Here is a 15,229-nt window from a genome sequence, read left to right as displayed (position 1 = left end):
ATGCTCGACTACATGCTCACGTCTATTCCCGGCTGCCGGACTCAGCGCAACACATTGAATCAATACGGCACCGAGGAGGTGGATATTACCGTAGCCAATACTCGGGCCGACAACGGGCTGCGCATGCTTCCGGACTTCTTCCTCGTCGAATGCAAGAACTGGACCACCCCTGTGGACAGCACAACCTTGGGTTACTTTGTAAACGTCTTGGCGGATCGCGGTTGCGAACTGGGGATCCTCGCTGCAGCCAGCGGAATTACAGGAAACCAGGAACACAGGAGTCGTGCCTTCAATATCGGCACCAATGCGCTGATTCGACGTATACGAGTCTTGGTAATTACTGCCGATGATATTCGCCGATTGCGTGGCCCTGAGGACCTGATCGAGCTCTTGCATTCTCGAAATCTTCTTCTGACGGCGCACGGTGGAATTCATCTTGGGTAGCCATCATGGTCTTTACTCTCATGCCGCTGATCGCTCACATGGATCCGTAACCCGGAGCCAGGATTCGCCTCGGATGGCGCCCAGCTCTCCATCGGCGAAGCGTCGAAGCAACGTGAAGGCGTCCTCACGGAGTACCCCGACTCGGTGGAATGATTCGCCGCCTGGCTCAGTGTTTTCCAGGACCACCAGCCCACGGTCGCCGGCGAAAACACCAATGCCCCGTCCTGTGGCTTCTTCTGAAAGCCAGACGTCACCATGCTCGGTATCATATTTGCCGTCATCCAGATCCGCCAGGAGCGAGCCGAGCTCCTTGTCAGATAGCCTGTCATGACTCGACGATGCGCCATATCGCCACAGAAGCGAAAATCGCACGCCCCACCTCGCAATTGCCAGTCGAACCACTCCGGCGCCCGAATGGCAAGCACCGTAGCAGCAGAACGAGCGTCCTCTAGTACTCCAGCAGGAGATCCGTTCTGAGCTGCGTAGCGGTGTGGGTTTGTCCGTGGACAGCAAGCAGCCACCGCTGAGTCCCGATGGTTGTGTGGACCCCGAAAACGGCGGTGGCTGCCGCTTACAGAGTAGACGTCCAGCGATGGTCCGGACTGTTCAGCGAGCTGATGGACACGATCGGGGAACGCTTCACCCGGCCGGAGCCGCGGCGCCGGGTCCGGGACTTCGTGTCCGGACTGCTGGCCCCGCTGCCGACGAAGAATTGCTGGACCATCGCCGAACATGCCGGCGACGACGGGCCGGGCGGCATGCAGGATTTGATCGGCCGGGCCAGCTGGGACGACACGCTCGTACGCGCTGACGTGCGGCAGTTCGTCGCTGCCCGGCTGGGACATCGCGACGGGATCCTGATCGTCGACGAGACCGGAGACCTCAAGAAGGGCACCCACACCGTCGGTGTCCAGCGCCAGTACTCCGGCACCGCCGGGAAGATCGAGAACTGTCAGCTCGCGGTGCACCTGTCGTATGCCTCACCGCTCGGGCACACCCTGATAGATGTCGCCCTCTACCTGCCGAAATCCTGGGCCGAGGACCCGGACCGGCGTGCCGAGGCAGGCGTGCCCGAGACAGTCACCTTCGCGACGAAGCCGCAGTTGGCACGCCGTCTGATCGAGGCTGCGGTCGCTGGTGGGCTGCCGTGCCGGTGGGTCGCCGGCGATGAAGCCTACGGCGGGGACCCGCACCTGGCCGCCGCGTTACGCGGCCACCGGCTGGGTTACGTGCTCGCGGTCGCCTGCTCGCATCGTGTGCCGACCGGCCTCGGTGTCCAGCGCGCTGACCGGATCGCAGCCGGCCTGCCGAAACAGGCGTGGCAGCGGATCTCCGCGGGCGACGGCGCGAAAGGCCACCGCTTCTACGACTGGGCGTTGGTCGCCCTGCCCCAGGCTGTCGACCAGCACGCCGGACATCACTGGCTGCTGATCCGCCGTAATCGCAGCACCGGTGAGCTGGCGTTCTACCGATGCTGGTCACCCGAGCCCGTCCCGCTGCACCAGCTGGTCGCCGTCGCGGGATCTCGTTGGCGGGTCGAGGAATCCTTCCAGGCAGCGAAGACCGGTCTCGGACTTGACCAGCATCAACATCGCCGCTGGCAGGCCTGGCACCGCTGGACCACCTTGGTCATCGTCGCTCACGCGTTCCTGGCCGCCGCGACCACCGTCAGCACCACCAGCACGCAAGGCTTAATCCCGATCACCGTCAACGAACTCCGCCGACTCTTCCACGCCCTGATCATCGAACCGGCCCGCCGCATCGCCGACGTCATCGCCTGGTCACTCTTCCGACGCCGACACCAAGCCACCGCGATAACCAGCCACTACGCCCGCCAAGCCCTCACAGACCCGTAAAACGGATCTCCTGCTGGAGTACTAGTGCTTCCTGGCCTTGCAGGTCGTTGGGGTCGAAGTCGAACTCGATTTCCTCAGGGCTGAAGAAGTGTGTGGCGACGACAACGCCAGCTCCCGGCCGGATGTGCAGCGTGGCTGAATAGTCGCCTCGACGCTCGAAGATGTCCTCTACGCGGTCCGGCAGAGGTTCCGGAGTATCGCCGCTGCTGTAGTCGAACGGCCACCCCCGCGAGCGAACGACATCGAGGATGAGCTGCCAGTCGGCCATGCTGGCGTCAAAGACGTACGCATCCAACAGCGCCCCCTCGTCTGCGAAGTACCAGCCCACATCCTCCCAATACAAGTCTGTCACCGAGCCATCATCCCGATCAGGGTGTTCGAAAGCAGCCCATTTCAAGTCGGGACAGCGCCGTCCATATCCTCAAGATCACCTGTACTCTTCTGCCGCTGCCTGCGCTCGACTGGCCCCGCCGTCACGAGCCAGGGTCGGCCGCGACCGGCCGGCGTCCTGTCATGCCGAAGATCCGGATGTCCGTCGAGACCGTCAACCGGTGAGCTGAAACAGCATGTGAACCCGGCACGCCTCGCTCACTGCGGACGCTGAGCCGAGCAGGGCGTGCCACACTGGCGCCATGGCCAGACCTCAGACGGTCGACGAGTACATCGACGGCTTCACCGGACCGGGCCGCGAGCTGCTTGAGCAGCTGCGGGCAATGGCCCACGAGGCGGTTCCGGAGGCGAGCGAGGCGATCAAGTGGGGTTATCCGGCGTGGGTACACCCCTCCGGAACAATCCTCTTTATGGTCAGTGGTCACGCTAGACACGCAAGCGTCGCGTTCACGCCCAGCACTCGCGAGGGGTTCGATGCCCAGCTCGCCGGCTTTGCCACCGGTAAGGGCACGGTCAAACTCCCATACGGCCAACCTGTGCCGGGCGATTTGTTGCGCCGGATGATCGCGTTTCGCGTACGCGAGCACGAGGACGATGGCGTGCTGTGGATGTGACCCAGGGCCTCTGCAAGGTAGAGGCTTGACCGTTTCACGCGGTCAGGTCCAGACCGGACAGCAGCGGCTGGAACCTGGTGATCTCATGCGTCTTGCCCGCGACATCGGTCTGGGCGAGCACGACGCCGGTGTGCTGGTCCAACGCTGCCAGAAGATGTGTCCGGCTGCCGGGGCGGCCACTGCCGCGCAGCGTTTGCCGTCGACGGCGACAACTCGCCTGGCCGGCACGTCATGCATGTTGACCCTGGTCAGCAGCCATCCCGCGAGAGCCGTCTCCACGGCGTCCGCGTCGACGCGGGCCAGGATCCGGCCGATCGTGGACGCATCAGGAACCAGATAGCCGCCGGTGAACCGGACCCGAGTCACCTCGAGGTCGGCCAGGACACCGAACGGCAGGTCAGCGGCCCACTCACCGATCGCCGACAGCGACCGCTGCCCGCCAGTGCCTGCAGCAGCCCGGCGGGATCTCGATACGGATCATCCGACACGCCTGGCAGACGTGCGGACAGGCTGCTGATCAACGATGATGACTCCACGAGCGCGGTCCTTCGGACTTGATCATTTGGCCTAGACACCTGAATGATCAACCGAAGGCCGCGCTCTTCAACGTACCGCCCGATACCGGCGTGACTACAGCAAGCCCGACCACCCGGTCATACCTCTACCTGGCAGAGGCCCTGGGATGTGACCGTGTCGTCACCGGTTCGCTTCGCTGTGGAAAAGGTCGAGTGGTACTCGGACAGACTTCGTTGGCAATGGCCGGCGCAGCACCGGCCTCCGGGTACCCTGCGCCGATCATGATTGAGGACGCTTTGATTTCCAGCTCGGCCGCGGGGATCGAGGCCGGGCCGGTCGCGTACCGCGAGAAGGCCGAACAGTGGTGACGGGTGCTCACGCGGATCCGGCCGTCCAGATCCGCCAGGCTCTGCACCTTGCCCAGGTCGGACGGGCAAGCGCCGCCGTGCCGGTGTTGCGGCGGCTGCTCGCCGAGGACCCCGGCAATGTCGCGGCCTTGCGGGCGCTCGCCCACTGCCTGCAACAGGCCGGCCGTTACGACGAGATGCTCAGCGTCGCCGAGCAGGCGGCCGCGCTCGTCCCAGCCGATCCCGCCGCCCATCGCCAGCGGGCCATCGCACTGCTGCAGCTGCGCCGCACCCGTGCGGCGCTCGACGCCGCCACCGAAGCGCGGCGGCTCGGCCCGCACGACTTCATCAACGACGTCACGCTGGCGCACGCGCTGCTCGCGGCCGGTGGGACAGCCCGCATCGTGGCAGCGGGGGCGGCCGCGGACCGTGCCCGGCGGCTGGCGCCGCAGGAATCGAGCGTGCATCTGGCGACGGGCGACGCGTTACGGCGGATGGCCGACTTCCGGGGTGCCCGGCAGGCTTACCGTACGGCCCTGGCGCTGGATCCGGAGAGCGCCCTCGCGCTGCAGCGGCTGGGCGCGGTCGACGCCGACCGGGGCCGGGCATTGCGCTCGTCGGCGCTGCTCAGCGACACCCTGCGTGTGACCCCGCACGACCCGGACGTGCTGCACACCGCCACGTCGGGTGCCCGCCGGGCCCTGTGGCTGCTGACCGACGCGGCGACGGTGCCGCTGGTCGCGGCGGTCGTCACGGCCGTCGTGTGCCGCGCGCAGGTGGCCGGGACCGCGGGTGCGCTGCTCGCCGCGGTGCCGCTGCTGCTCGGGGTGGCCGCGGCCGCGGCGTTCCTGCGGTGGCGATGGCGCCGGCTGGCGCCGGCGGCCCGTACGCTGATCCGCCGTAATCTGTGGCGGGTGACATTCGCGTTCGCGGTGCTGCGGCTGGCCGCCATCGCGCTGAGCGGGCTGTTGACCGTCGCCGATCCCGCACCGGGATCGGGCTCGGGGCTGCGGGCGGTGGCGACGCCGCTGACGACGGTCCCGCTGCTGCTGCTGATGCTGCGGCTACGGAACCGGTTCGCCTCCGAGTTCTACTTTCTGCTGCGGCGGTGCTGGTTCCGGCTTCGGGTGCGGTGGGCGGGACGCTGACCGGATCCGCCGTCGATCGGGAGCGGTGCTCGTGGCACCATCCTTTCCACCGCGGGGCCTGACCAGCAACTCCGCCACCAGCCAGGGAGCGTGTGTGCAGTCGTCCCGCCTCACCGTCACCCGGAATCAGCACAGTGCGATCACCGGCGCCCGCAGACTGTTCAAACAGCACAAGCTGGACGATCATGTGGCGCGCCTGGACGCCGCACTGGCCGAGGCGACGAACGACCGGCTCGTGATCGTCGTCGTCGGTGAGGTGAAGCGTGGCAAGAGCTCGCTGGTCAACGCGCTGACCGGCCGCGACGTGTCCCCGACCGGCACAGACGTTCCGGCCGGGGCGTTTCTGCACGTGGTGCCGCCGTCGCCGGAGCTGCCGGTTGAGGGCTGGGCACTGATCGGTCCGGCCGGGCGGCGGCAGGTGCCGTACGAGGACGCCGTGGCTTTTCTGGGTGCCGGCCCCGGCGACTCCCCCGATGCGCCCGGCCATGCCGAGGTGGCGGCGGTCAGCCGCTGGCTGCCCGGCATCACGCTGGTGGACACCCCGGGCGTCGGCGGCATCGAGTCGGCACACAGCCGCCTCGCCCGGTGGGCGGCCGCACGCGCGGGTGTGCTTCTCATGGTCACCGACGCCGGGCAGGTTCTCACCGCTCCGGAGCTTCGGTTCCTGGCGGAGGCGGCCGAGCAGGTGGAGACGGTGGTGTTCGCGGTCACCAAGGCTGACCGCTACGCCGACTCGGGGCGGCAGATCGTGGCGGCGAACCAGGAGCTGCTGCGCCGGCACGCCCCCCGGTTCGCCGACGCGCCGATGCTCGCTGTTTCGGCGACACTGGCGGCCGAGTCACGCGAGGTCGACGACCCGGAGATCCAGCCGCTGCTGGAGCAGGAGTCGAACATCGCGGCGCTGGCCGAGGTGCTCCGCGGGCGGGAATCGGATGCCCGCGCGATCGGGCTGGCCAACGTGCTGCGCACCGCCCTGTCCGGGCTGCACCGGCTCACCGGGCAGCTGGACGGTCACCGCCGCGCGCTCACCGCGATGCCCGAGGACGACGATCCGGTCAAGGCCGAACGCGCGGCGATGGAGCGGCTGCGCGTCCGCAAACGTCGCTGGCGCCTCGACCTGGAACGCGACCTCGGCAGGGTGCGGCAATCCGCCGTCCGCGACATCACCCGGCTCGTCGACGAGCTGCGCGACCGCTGGCGGCTGCGGATCAGCCGGGAGTGGAGCGGTGTCACCGAGGCCGGCGCCGCCACCGTGCTCGCGGAGCTGAACAGCGAGTTCCTCCTGATCGCGGCACACGTCGCCGACCGGTTGCGCAACGACCTGGTGGCGACCGCCACGGAGCTGTTCGGCAGCGTCGACGCCGCGGTCGCGGCGCTGCAACCGGTGACCGCCGGGATCGAGGTCGTCCTGTCCCCCGGCCGCCGGAACCTGGACCCGCGTGGGAGCGGATTCGATCCGGCTCTGGCCAACTCGGCACTCATGGGAGCGGGCCTTGCCGGCAAGTTCGGCCTGGCGGGGACGTCCGCGATGGGCGGGCCGGTGGGCCTGGTCCTCGGGGGCGCCTGGTTCCTTCTGAATCTGGGCGTCCGCAGGCTGCGCGTCGGCCGGCAGAAGCTCGACCTCGCCCTCACCGAGTCCGTCACGGCGCTGCGTACCGACCTCGTCGCCGCGGTGGACTCCGCGATCCGCGAGTGCCGCCCGGAGCTGATGTTCGCCGTCGAGGACCACCTGGAGGCGGAGATCGCGCGGATCGAGGCGATCGTGGCCGATGCCGAAAGCGCGGCCGGGGCTTCCGCCGTCGACCGCAGTAACCGTCTGGCGTCGCTGGAGCGTGACCTCGAGGCTGCGGCCGACCAACGGGACCTCGTCGAACGCGAACTCGATTCACTGGCGGCGCCGGGAACATCGGCGGGATCCGGCGCATCAGACCCGCGACGACCGGAGAACACGCAGGGAGCGGACCGATGACCGACGACCACAGCTGGACGGAAACGCTGCTGCCGTCCCTGCTCGACGATGACATCGACGAGGTAGGGCGGCTTACCGACCCGCCCGGGGAGCCGTACGACGACGTGGCGCCCAGCCCGGCGCCGTTCGCCGGTGCGTCACCCGCCGACGGTGTCGGCTGGGTCGTGCAGGGCAGCCTCGTCGGCGACCCGGCCGGGGACGCCGAGCACTGGTTCGAGCAGTCCGCCAACGGCTACTGCGTGCCGGCCAGCATCGCGCAGATCGTGTCGGAGTACACCGGCGTACACCATGCGGACGAATCCGCGTTCGTGGCTCGCGCCAATGAGCTTCACCTGTTCGAGGTCGGGCCGGACGGGGTGCCCGGTATGGGCATCGAGGGCGCGCACGCGCTGCTGGAGGATGCGGGCGTACCAGCCGAGATCCAGATCGGCATCGGGGTCGAGGCCCTGGCGGGCTACCTCGCGGAGGGCCGGCGGGTGATGTTGGCGGTCGACGGCGACGAGATCTGGTACGGCCGGGAGGACGAGATCGGCGCCGATCACGCCGTCGTCCTGACCGGCATCGACGTCGACCGCGGCGTGGCGATCCTCTCCGACCCCGGAACCGGCGACGGCAACCGGATGGAGGTTCCGCTGGACGTCCTCGCCGACGCCTGGGCGGACTCCGGTAACGCGGCCCTGGTCTGCGACGATCCACCCGTTCAGGTGCCCGGCGCGGAGCCGGCGCCGCTTCCGGCTTCGGGCCGGCTCCCGGACGTCGTGTCGTGGCTCGTCGAGCGGCCGTACGTCGTCCTGCCGGTCCTGCTCGTCGGCCGGGCACTGGTGGGGCGCCGGCTGTGAGCGATCCGCTGGAGCCGGAACTGGGGGTGCTCGGTGAGCCGCCGGCACCCCCGCGGGCGGTGTGGTCCGCGGCGCTGGCGCGGGCGCTCGACCCGGACGCGGAGCGGATCGAATCCGCGGATCTGGTGCCCGACCAGGCGGATTTCGTCAGCCCGGTGGACTCGGCGGCTGACGACACGGACTGGTGGCTCGACCCGTCCGGGCAGTTGACCGAGGACGTGATCGAAGATCACGATGTCGCGCAGCCCCCACCCGACCCCTGGCTACCAGGGTCTGAACCGGAGACATACTGACTTGCCCGGCTGGTCCCTGTCGATCGACTTCGGCACCTCCAACACCGCGGCCGCCTACCGGCGCGGCGACGCGACGCCGACGGCTGTCCGGCTGTCGGACTCGGCGGAACAGATGCCGTCCGCGGTGCTGGCCACCCCGCAGGACATCCAGGTCGGCACCGCCGCCGTCCGCTCCGCACGGCTGCACCCGGACGGGTTCGAGCGCTCCCCGAAACGCCTGATCGGGCAGGACACCGTCCTGCTGGGCGGCCGCGACATCCCGGTGGTGACGCTGGTCGCCGCCGTACTGCGCGTCGTCGCGACCCGGGCCGCCCGGGTCGCCGGCGACGACCGGCCGGACGCGGTACTGCTCACCCACCCACAGGACTGGGCCGAACCGCGCCGGCAGGTGCTGCGGGCCGCGGCGGTCGAGGCGGGCTTCCCCGATCAGATCCTGCGCCTGGTGCCGGAGCCGGTCGCGGCCGTCGCGCACTACGCCAGCACGACGCCACCGCCGGCCGGCAGCACGGTCGCGGTCTTCGACTTCGGCGGCGGCACCTGCGACGTGGCCCTGCTGCGCGCCGACGGCGGCGCCTCCGGGATGCGGGTGCTCGCGTCGGCCGGCGCCGACCCGCTGGGCGGCGACGTCTTCGACCATCTGTTGCTGACGGCCGTACTGGCCCGGCTGCAGGACCGGGACCGCGGCGACCTGGTGGACGCGGTACGCGACCCGGCCAACGCCAGGGCACTGCTGGCGTTGCGCAACGACGTCCGCGAGGCCAAACACGAGCTGAGCGAGCACGAGCACGCCAGCATCCCGGTCGTGGCCGCCGACGCCGAAGAGGTCGTGACGATCACCGCGGCCGAGTTCGACGAGATGGTCGCACCGCAGGTTCGGCGCGCCACCGAGCTGACCGCAACGACCCTGGCACAGGCCGGTCTTGTTGCCGGGGACCTGCACGCGCTCTACCTCACCGGCGGCTCGGCACACCTGCGCGCTGTCCAGCGGGACCTGACCGCGCTTCTGGGGCGTCCACCGGCCACGCTCGAGGATCCGAAACTCGTCGTGGCGCTGGGGGCACACCATGCCGTCGCGGCGGCCGCAGCCACCGTGCCCGCGCCGGCGGCGGCCGTGCCCACCGTCGTCACGGACCCGTCGCCGGCCGTGCCCGTGGCCGGTCTCAGCGCGGCGGCGCAGCGGGTTCTCCAGGTCAACCCGAAGCTGGCGGCCGCGCTGGCGGGCACCCCGCAGGGCCCGGCGCTCATCGACGACCTGGTGATCCTGGCCGCGCTGATGTGCGTACCCGGTCTGATCGATCGGGTGATCGCCGAGCCGGGCCTGATCGCCCGGATGCGCCGTGACAACGCGGGTCTGGAGATCCCGCAGCCGGCGGCGTCCGGTGTGCCGCTGCCGGTCAAGATCTTCTTCGGGGACTCGCCGCCGTGGCTCGCCGCCCACTGGAAACCGGCAGCCCGCAAGCGCTGGAACGACGAGCACGGATCCGGCGACGTCTGGGCCGTGCGCGTCATGCGAACCTGGTGCACCGCCACCGAGTCGGAGCGGCAGGAGATCCTGCGGCGGCCGGACTGGTCCACGTGGGCGCCCGGTGACCATTATCTGGACGCGTTCACCCATGGTGACCTGCCCGAACCCGACCGGATCTGGCTGTCGGCCGCCACCGAACCGGCCGAGGCCGTCCCGTCGTCGCGGCCTCCGATTCCCCGCCCCACGCATCCCACGCCGCAGCAGCAGGCGTACCTCCACGACCTCGCCGCCCTTTACATGCCGCCCGCCGGCGCCGGCCTGGCCGCGGCCACCGCCCGGCCGCCGGACCCGGACCAGTTCGTCCTCACCTGTCTCGGTGCACCGAAGCACACCGACCAGGTCTCGGTGATGGGCGTGGGCGTGACCGGCTGGCCCAGCCGCCTGCTCTTCTACCCCGCGGCCGGGGCCAGGCCTCCGGCCGTGGTGATCCCCATCGCCGGGCCGCTGCTCGATCTGACCAACGGCAGGATCGGCTGGAACGGCGTTCCGGTGATCCTCACCCCGGACGTGGTCACCGGCGTACGGATCAAAGTGGACTGGGGCAACGCGCAGCGGCGGATCGTCGTCGGCACCACGTACCGGCCCGGGGCCGACTGCCCGCCGCCCGGCGCGGACGTGCAGCTGCGCACGGACCAGATCACCGAGGTGGCGAACCGGATCCGCACCCACCTGGGCAGGCCCTGATGCATCCCGTCCCGGCGCGGATCGCCCGGCTGTGCGACGAGGTCGCCCCGTTGCTCGACGAGGCGGGCCGGCAGACGGCCGCCACCATCCGCGACACCGTGGGTGAGCCGCTGCGGCTCGCCGTCGTCGGACGGGTCAAGGCCGGCAAGTCGACACTGGTCAACGCGCTCGTCGGGCGCCGCATCGCACCGACCGCGGCGGGCGAGTGCACCCGGACGGTCACCTGGTACCGCTATGGCGCCCCCGAACGCGCCGAACTCCACCTGCACGACGGCACCCGGCGTGACCTGCCGCTGCACGACGGGCGGCTGCCGGAGACACTAGGGACGCCGGCCGAGGACGTCGCCCGGATCGTCGTCCACCTCCAGGCCGCCGCGCTGCGCGACAAGACCCTCATCGACACACCCGGCCTGGCCACCCTGACCGGCGAGAACGAGGACGCCACCCGCAAGGCGGTGCTCGGCGTCTCCCCGGACGGGTCCGAAGCGGCGTCCCGGTACGCCGCGGGCCAGGCGGACGCCGTGCTCTTCGTGTTCCGTGAGGCAGAACGGCAGGACGAGGTCGAGTTCCTCCGCCAGTTCCGCAGCGCCACCGGTGAGCTGGGCGCCAGCGCCGTCAACGCCATCGGGGTGCTGTCGCAGGCCGACCTGTTCGGCGACGGTGGCGCGGACCCGTTCGCGGCGGCTGACGCGGCGGCCGCCCGGCTCGCCGGCGCACGTGCCGCGGACGTTTCGGCGGTCGTCGCGGCTGCCGGCCTGCTCGCCGAGACCGCCCGCACCGGCCTGATCCGCGAAGGGGACGCCCGGGTCCTCGCGGCCACCACCGGCGTGCCGGACCAGCGGCTGCGGCTGCGCCACCGGCTGCCGCTGCCCGACGGGATCGACGTCGCCGCGCTGGAGCGGCTCTACACCGCGCTGGGCGTCCACGGTGTGCACGAGGGACGGCGCCACTGCGCCACCGGCGCGCACCAGCTCGTGAACTGGCTGGAGACCGTGTCCGGGCTCGGCCGGGTCGAGGACCTGCTTCGGCGCAGCCTGCTGTGCCGCGCGCACGCGCTGAAAGCGATGCGGGCGATGGCCGTGCTGACCCGGGCCGCGGACGCCTCGGAAGCGGATACCGGCGCGGTGCTCGCTCTGATCGAACAGGCTCGGCTGGATCCCGTCCTGCATCCGGTCCGGGAGCTGCGTGCCCTGCGCAACCTGGTCGCCGAGGCGCCCACCTCGCCGTTGCGGGTGGAGCTGGAGCAGGTCGCCGCCGACTCGTCCGATCCCGACAGGCTCGGGCTGGCCGAGACAGCAGCCGCCGGCGACATCGCGGGCGAGGCGCGCCGCCGGGCCGCCGCCGCGCAGTCGCAGGCCGCGTTCGCCCTGCTGCCCGCCGAGGCGGAGGCCGGCCGGGTCCTGGCCCGGTCGTACCAGCTGATCGCCCGGCGGGCCGAGTCATGACCCAGCCGGACAGCGACGCCGTGCTCGTCGCGCGGGCACGCGCCGGTGACAGCGCCGCCTTCGCGGCGCTGGCCGGCGCGTGCCGTACCCGCGTGTGGGCCATCTGCCTGCGGCTGACCGGCAACCACGCGGACGCGGAGGACGCCCTCCAGGACGCGCTCATGGCCGCCTGGCAGCATCTCGGCAGCTTCCGGCAGGACGCCCGGTTCAGCACCTGGCTGTACCGGATCGCCGCCAACGCGGCGCTCGGCGTCGTCCGCCGCCGCCGGGACACCCCGTTCGACCTCGACGAGCACGACCATCTGATCGTGGTCGACGACCACGCCGACCAGCACGCCGAACGGGACCGGGTCCAGGCGGCCCTGTCGCAGGTGCCCGAACCGTTCCGGACCGCGCTGGTGCTGCGCGAGTACGGCGAACTGAGCTACGAGGAGATCGCCGCCCACCAGGACGTCGGTGTGCAGACGGTCAAGAGCCGCCTGTACCGGGCGCGTGCCGCCATGGCCGCGTTGTTGCGCGGCGAGTCCGGCTGAGCCGCACGCTCACGCCACCTGTACCGGCGTGCCGGCGATGCCCTGGCCGGTCTCGTCGGCGATCTCGAGGATCACGCCCGGGACATCGTCGTAGCTCGGCGTGCCCTCGGCCGCGTCGTCGACACCGTTCTCGTCAGCGTCGATGATCTCCATGTCGGCGATGCCATCGGCGTCGTCATCCAGGACGGTGTAGTCGACTACCCCGTTGCCGTCGGTGTCGACACCGGCCGCGTCGAACAGGCCGTCGACGTCCCGGTCGGCGAAGAAGCTCTCCGCGACGTCGTCGCCGTCGAGATCAGCGGCCACGCGGTCGACCATCTGGTCCCCGTTGGTGTCCACAGCGGCCACGTCGTAGGTGCCGTCCGCGTTCATGTCGGCGACCACGGTCTCGTAGTAGCCGTCAGCGTCGGTGTCAGCGACCAGCGTCTCGTAGTAGCCGTCGGCGTCGTTGTCCATGTACTCGGTCATTTGTTGCCTCCCTGCTCCGTCGTTGATGATCAGAGAGGCGCGCGGGCACGGATGTTCCCGCGTCCGCCAAATTTTCTCGGGCCCGGCTGCCCGCGAGCCGACGAAGTGGGACTGAGCCGCCGATTTCGGGGTGGCGAGGCTGCTCTAAGGTTCCGCCCGTGACTCCCGTACTGGAAATATCGGGGCTGCGGAAGACCTATCGCAGCCGCAAGGGCGCGCGTAACGCGCTCGACGGTTTCGACATGGTCGTCGAGGCCGGGCAGGTGCACGGCTTCCTCGGCCCCAACGGCTCGGGCAAGACCACCACCTTGCGTACGCTGCTCGGCCTCATCCGGCCCGACGGCGGCCGGATGGCGCTGCTCGGCCGGGAGGTGCCCTGGCATCTGCCGGAGGTGGCCGGCCGGGTCGGCGCCATCGTGGAGAGCCCGCAGTTCTTCGGCCGTTTCACCGCCGAGACCACCCTGTCGCTGCTCGCCGACGCCGGCGGTGTGGACCGTGCTCGAGTGCCGGCGGTGCTCGACCTGGTGGGCCTGCGTGACCGGGCCAAGGAGAAGGTCAAGACCTACTCCCTCGGCATGAAGCAGCGCCTGGCGGTGGCGTCCGCCCTGCTCAAGGAGCCGACACTGCTGATCCTGGACGAGCCGGCCAACGGCCTGGACCCGGGCGGCATCCGGGAGATGCGCACCCTGATGCGGGACCTGTCCGCGTCCGGGATGACGGTGCTGCTGTCCAGCCACATCCTCGCCGAGATCCAGCTGATCTGCGACTCGGTGACGATCATCTCGGCCGGCCGGCGGATCACCGCCGGATCGGTCGCCGAGGTGCTCGCCCAGCACACCTCCGGCGCCGTCCGGGTACGCCTGGAACCCGACACCGACCAGGAGGAGGCGGCACGGATCCTGCGGGAGGCCGGCGCCCAGGTCACCGTGGAGACCGCCGGCCAGCTGACCGTCCGCGACGTCACCGGCCCGGCACAGATCACCCGGCTGCTGGCGCAGCGTGAGATCTATCTGTGCGAGCTGACACCGATCGCCGCCGATCTGGAGGACGTGTTCCTCGAACTGACCGGGACCACACCGGTCGAGGGTCACCACCGGCAGGTGGACGAGAACGCGCTCGCCGTGGGTCAGAATGGGTGGGGTCGATGAGCCTGGTTCGTGCGGAGACCCGGCGGCTGTTCCGGCGCCGGCTCACCTCGGTGCTGTTGATCGGCGTGGTGCTGGTGCTGGCCGCGATCGCCGCCGGCACGTTCGTCAGCAATGAGAAGGCCATCCCGGCCCAGGTCGCCGCGGCGAAGCAGCAGGCCGCGCGGCAGTACCAGGAGGCGGCGGCCGCCGCCGAGGTGGAGAAGCTGCGGTGCCTGGCCGCGGCCCCGGGCTCAGCGGAGGCCGCGAATTTCCCGGCGAACTGCGCCGACCTCTACACCCCGCGGCCGAGTGAGTTCGAGTACGTCTGGTATCTGCCGGAGACCTTCGAGCTGCGGGACGAGTTCCCCGAAATGATCAGCCTGTTCGCATTGCTGATGGCCGCGGCGGCGTACCTGATCGGGGCGACGTTCGTGGGCGCGGAATGGCACTCCGGGGCGATGATGAACCTGCTGCTCTGGCGGCCTCAGCGGCTGGTGGTGCTCGGCACCAAGCTGGGCGTCTTCCTCGGCTGGCTGGCCGGTGTCACCGTGCTGCTGGGCGCGGCGTGGGCGGGAGCGTTCCGGCTGATCGCCGAGTTCCGCGGGGACACGGGACGGATGACCTCCGGTGTCTGGCAGTCGTTCGGCCTGATGGGGCTGCGGAGTTTGGGCCTGGTTCTGGCGGTCGGCGCGATCGGGTTCGCGCTGGCGTCGCTGGGCCGGCACACCGGTATGGCGCTGGGCGCGCTGATCGGCCTCACGGCGGTGCAGATCGGCGTCTACGTGCTCGCCGGCTTCAGCGGGCTCAAGTTCCCGGAGGCGTACCTCGTACCATTGTGGGGTTATGTCTGGCTTTATAAGCGGGAGGTCCTGGAGGACTGGTCCTGCGACGGCATGACGGCCGGCGGCGACTGCGCGGCCGAGACCTTCACGATGACGTGGCAGATGGCCGGCGTGGGCTCGGCGGTCGTGCTGGCCGTCGTGGTCGGCGCGGCGATGTGGGCGATGCGGGTCCGAGACGTCAACTGAGGC

At 70.3% G+C, this 15,229-nt stretch carries 14 protein-coding genes; 12 read left to right on the top strand and 2 right to left on the bottom strand.

Annotation, left to right across the window (positions count from 1 at the left end):
• The first annotated feature begins 12 nt into the window (after positions 1–12).
• Positions 13–444: a restriction endonuclease gene (locus tag IEZ13_RS10315; protein ID WP_229794591.1), complete on the top strand. Its 432-nt coding sequence runs from the start codon at positions 13–15 to the stop codon at positions 442–444.
• 617 nt (positions 445–1,061) lie between these two features.
• Positions 1,062–2,300 carry an IS701 family transposase gene (locus IEZ13_RS10310; RefSeq protein ID WP_183220805.1) on the top strand — a complete coding sequence of 413 codons (1,239 nt, stop codon included), beginning with the start codon at positions 1,062–1,064 and terminating at the stop codon, positions 2,298–2,300.
• Here the strand turns inward: IEZ13_RS10310 and IEZ13_RS10305 are convergent.
• Positions 2,287–2,652 carry a hypothetical protein gene (locus tag IEZ13_RS10305; protein WP_183220628.1) on the bottom strand — a complete coding sequence of 122 codons (366 nt, stop codon included), beginning with the start codon at positions 2,650–2,652 and terminating at the stop codon, positions 2,287–2,289. The genes IEZ13_RS10310 and IEZ13_RS10305 overlap by 14 nt on opposite strands.
• A 280-nt stretch (positions 2,653–2,932) precedes the next feature.
• On the opposite strand from IEZ13_RS10305, the gene IEZ13_RS10300 reads away from it, so the two are divergent.
• From IEZ13_RS10300 to IEZ13_RS10265, 8 genes are all read left to right on the top strand, one after another.
• Positions 2,933–3,304: an iron chaperone gene (locus IEZ13_RS10300; protein ID WP_183220626.1), complete on the top strand. Its 372-nt coding sequence runs from the start codon at positions 2,933–2,935 to the stop codon at positions 3,302–3,304.
• 880 nt (positions 3,305–4,184) lie between these two features.
• Positions 4,185–5,315 (top strand): tetratricopeptide repeat protein, encoded by a 1,131-nt coding sequence (locus tag IEZ13_RS10295; RefSeq protein ID WP_183220624.1) that lies wholly within the window; start codon positions 4,185–4,187, stop codon positions 5,313–5,315.
• A 94-nt stretch (positions 5,316–5,409) separates the two neighbouring features.
• The gene (locus IEZ13_RS10290) at positions 5,410–7,284 is read left to right on the top strand and encodes a dynamin family protein (protein WP_183220623.1); all 1,875 of its coding nucleotides are present in this window, start codon (positions 5,410–5,412) and stop codon (positions 7,282–7,284) included.
• A complete protein-coding gene (locus IEZ13_RS10285) occupies positions 7,281–8,123 on the top strand; it encodes a cysteine peptidase family C39 domain-containing protein (protein ID WP_183220621.1) in 843 nt (280 codons plus the stop codon). Before IEZ13_RS10290 ends, IEZ13_RS10285 begins: the two co-directional genes overlap by 4 nt.
• Complete coding sequence (locus IEZ13_RS10280; RefSeq protein WP_183220619.1) at positions 8,120–8,416, top strand: hypothetical protein; 297 nt, start codon at positions 8,120–8,122, stop codon at positions 8,414–8,416. Before IEZ13_RS10285 ends, IEZ13_RS10280 begins: the two co-directional genes overlap by 4 nt.
• A 1-nt stretch (position 8,417) precedes the next feature.
• The gene (locus IEZ13_RS10275; protein ID WP_183220617.1) at positions 8,418–10,625 is read left to right on the top strand and encodes an Hsp70 family protein; all 2,208 of its coding nucleotides are present in this window, start codon (positions 8,418–8,420) and stop codon (positions 10,623–10,625) included.
• Positions 10,625–12,070 (top strand): dynamin family protein, encoded by a 1,446-nt coding sequence (locus IEZ13_RS10270; protein WP_183220615.1) that lies wholly within the window; start codon positions 10,625–10,627, stop codon positions 12,068–12,070. The genes IEZ13_RS10275 and IEZ13_RS10270 overlap by 1 nt, the downstream gene beginning before the upstream one ends.
• Complete coding sequence (locus IEZ13_RS10265) at positions 12,067–12,603, top strand: RNA polymerase sigma factor (protein WP_183220613.1); 537 nt, start codon at positions 12,067–12,069, stop codon at positions 12,601–12,603. The genes IEZ13_RS10270 and IEZ13_RS10265 overlap by 4 nt, the downstream gene beginning before the upstream one ends.
• 9 nt (positions 12,604–12,612) lie before the next feature.
• Here IEZ13_RS10265 and IEZ13_RS10260 read toward each other — a convergent pair whose 3' ends face one another.
• The gene (locus tag IEZ13_RS10260; RefSeq protein ID WP_183220611.1) at positions 12,613–13,071 is read right to left on the bottom strand and encodes a hypothetical protein; all 459 of its coding nucleotides are present in this window, start codon (positions 13,069–13,071) and stop codon (positions 12,613–12,615) included.
• Positions 13,072–13,229: 158 nt separating this feature from the next.
• Between IEZ13_RS10260 and IEZ13_RS10255 the strand changes: the two genes are divergently transcribed.
• Complete coding sequence (locus IEZ13_RS10255; RefSeq protein WP_183220609.1) at positions 13,230–14,219, top strand: ATP-binding cassette domain-containing protein; 990 nt, start codon at positions 13,230–13,232, stop codon at positions 14,217–14,219.
• Positions 14,216–15,226 (top strand): ABC transporter permease subunit, encoded by a 1,011-nt coding sequence (locus IEZ13_RS10250; protein ID WP_183220607.1) that lies wholly within the window; start codon positions 14,216–14,218, stop codon positions 15,224–15,226. The genes IEZ13_RS10255 and IEZ13_RS10250 overlap by 4 nt, the downstream gene beginning before the upstream one ends.
• Positions 15,227–15,229 lie beyond the last annotated feature (3 nt).

Source organism: Actinoplanes campanulatus (assembly GCF_014647795.1).
GTDB classification, from domain to species: Bacteria; Actinomycetota; Actinomycetes; order Mycobacteriales; family Micromonosporaceae; genus Actinoplanes; species Actinoplanes campanulatus.
This window is presented reverse-complemented; position numbering and strand designations above follow the sequence as displayed.

Excerpts from the sequence above, each read along its gene's own strand:
- IEZ13_RS10265 (WP_183220613.1), top strand. The coding sequence starts at position 12,067 with ATGACCCAGCCGGACAGCGACGCCGTGCTCGTCGCGCGGGCACGCGCC.
- IEZ13_RS10315 (WP_229794591.1), top strand. The coding sequence starts at position 13 with ATGCTCACGTCTATTCCCGGCTGCCGGACTCAGCGCAACACATTGAAT.
- IEZ13_RS10250 (WP_183220607.1), top strand. The coding sequence starts at position 14,216 with ATGAGCCTGGTTCGTGCGGAGACCCGGCGGCTGTTCCGGCGCCGGCTC.
- IEZ13_RS10270 (WP_183220615.1), top strand. The coding sequence starts at position 10,625 with ATGCATCCCGTCCCGGCGCGGATCGCCCGGCTGTGCGACGAGGTCGCC.
- IEZ13_RS10300 (WP_183220626.1), top strand. The coding sequence starts at position 2,933 with ATGGCCAGACCTCAGACGGTCGACGAGTACATCGACGGCTTCACCGGA.
- IEZ13_RS10310 (WP_183220805.1), top strand. The coding sequence starts at position 1,062 with ATGGACACGATCGGGGAACGCTTCACCCGGCCGGAGCCGCGGCGCCGG.
- IEZ13_RS10260 (WP_183220611.1), bottom strand. The coding sequence starts at position 13,071 with ATGACCGAGTACATGGACAACGACGCCGACGGCTACTACGAGACGCTG.
- IEZ13_RS10285 (WP_183220621.1), top strand. The coding sequence starts at position 7,281 with ATGACCGACGACCACAGCTGGACGGAAACGCTGCTGCCGTCCCTGCTC.